The sequence below is a fragment of the Halorubrum persicum genome (assembly GCF_002727125.1).
GTDB lineage: Archaea > Halobacteriota > Halobacteria > Halobacteriales > Haloferacaceae > Halorubrum > Halorubrum persicum.
In genome coordinates this window covers 1-1718 of record NZ_NHOA01000126.1, presented here as the reverse complement: position 1 = coordinate 1718, position 1718 = coordinate 1, and the positions used below count along the sequence as shown (strand labels likewise).

The 1718-nt window shown below is 69.3% G+C and carries 2 protein-coding genes; both read left to right on the top strand.

The genetic code is table 11. The features are described 5' to 3' along the window. Positions 1–1178, top strand: a 1178-nt coding sequence (locus tag DJ69_RS13860) for a cytochrome P450 (RefSeq protein ID WP_099256145.1), incomplete at its 5' end; no start/stop codon positions are given. A 5-nt stretch (positions 1179–1183) separates the two neighbouring features. Continuing rightward, positions 1184–1396, top strand: coding sequence for a hypothetical protein (locus DJ69_RS13855; protein WP_180271830.1), 213 nt, complete (start codon positions 1184–1186; stop codon positions 1394–1396). The last annotated feature ends 322 nt before the right edge of the window (positions 1397–1718 follow it).

Here is a 1718-nt window from a genome sequence, read left to right as displayed (position 1 = left end):
TCGGCGACGACGCCATGGACACCCTGCTCGGGGACGGCCTCCTCATGAGTGAGGGGGAGACGTGGCAGCGCCAGCGGAAGCTGGCGAACCCCTCGTTCCACAACCGTCGGATCGGGGCGCTCGACGGGACGATGGTCGACCACACCGAGTCCCAGCTCGCGGACTGGAGCGACGGCGACGTCGTCGACATCCAGCTGGAGGTCGCCCGCCTCACCGTCAAGATCATCGTCTCGGCGATGTTCGGCGCCGACATCACCGACGAGGAGGTGAAGACGGTCCAGGAGAAGCTGGAGCCGCTCGGGGCCCGGTTCGAGCCCGATCCGCGCCGCTTCCTGATTCCCAACTGGGTGCCGACCCGCGAGAACCGGGAGTTCGACGCCGCGATCGACACCCTCGAATCCGTGATCGACGGCATCGTCGACCGGCGTCGGGGGACCGAGCGCGACCCCGGCGTCGACCCCGCCGGCCCGGAGGGCGTCGCGGTGCGCGGCCCCGCCGGCGACGGCGACGGCGACCTGCCGATGGACCTGCTCTCCGTCCTGCTGCGCGCCCGCGACCGGGGCGAGCAGACCGACGAGAACCTCCGCGACGAGCTGGTGACGATGCTGCTGGCGGGCCACGACACGACCGCGCTCACGCTGACGTACACGTTCTACCTGCTCTCGAACCACCCCGAGGCCCGCGAGCGCGTGGCGGCCGAGGCCGCGGCGGCGACCGCCGACGGTCCCCCGACCGCCGCCGACGCCCGCGACATGGCGTTCACCGAGCGCGTCCTCAACGAGGCGATGCGGCTGTATCCGCCGGTGTACACTCTCTTCCGCGAGCCGAAGCTCGACGTGAAACTGGGGGGGTATCGGATCCCCGAGGGCTCCGCGCTCATGCTGTCGCAGTGGGTGGTCCACCGCTCGCCGCGCTGGTACGACGACCCGGAGGCGTTCGATCCGAGCCGGTGGAAGCCGAAGCGCCGGAGCCAGCGCCCCCGCTTCGCCTACTTCCCGTTCGGGGGCGGCCCGCGCCACTGCATCGGGAAGGCGTTCTCCCTGCTGGAGGCCAAACTCATCCTGGCCGAGGTCTGCTCGCAGTACGACCTGGCGTACGAGGGTCCCGACCTCTCGCTGCGCGGCTCGCTGACGATGCACCCCGACCACCCGGTGCCGATGCGAATCCGCGAGCGCTGACCGGGATGGCGGGCGACGCCGACTCGTACTGCCGGCGCTGCGGCGAGCCCCTCTCGCGCGGCGCCATCGCGAGCCGACAGCGCGCCTGCTGTCTCAACGCGACCCCCATCGCCGGCGTCTGCCCGACGCACGGGCCGGTTGGCCCCCACCACGCGATCGAGGGACCCGACGAGGCGGAGGGGAGCGGCGGCGATAACGGGAACGGTAAGCGAGAGTGACCGCCGACGGCGACACCGCAACGAGGGAGCGAAAGCGAGCGAGTGAGGAGCACAGCGAGCGTGAGTACGCCTCACGACTGGGGCTTTGGACGTGTTCACCGCCGATCGATTAACATGCAGTTGGCTCTGTTGAACCCCTATTCTTCAGACGCAGTGTTGTCTGAAACAGCCGGTCGCTGAGCGATGCGGATCACTCGCCTTGGGGCGCATTCTCGATCGCCTCTCCAGCAAGACCGTATATCAGACCAACAAGACCGATGAGGAGTCCGAGATGGAGTGAACCCGGTGAGGCATACATATCGGGGGAGAGCATCGCAATCCC

Bases quoted from the DNA above. Each gene is read 5' to 3' on its own strand.
- DJ69_RS13855 (WP_180271830.1), top strand. From the start codon at position 1,184: ATGGCGGGCGACGCCGACTCGTACTGCCGGCGCTGCGGCGAGCCCCTC.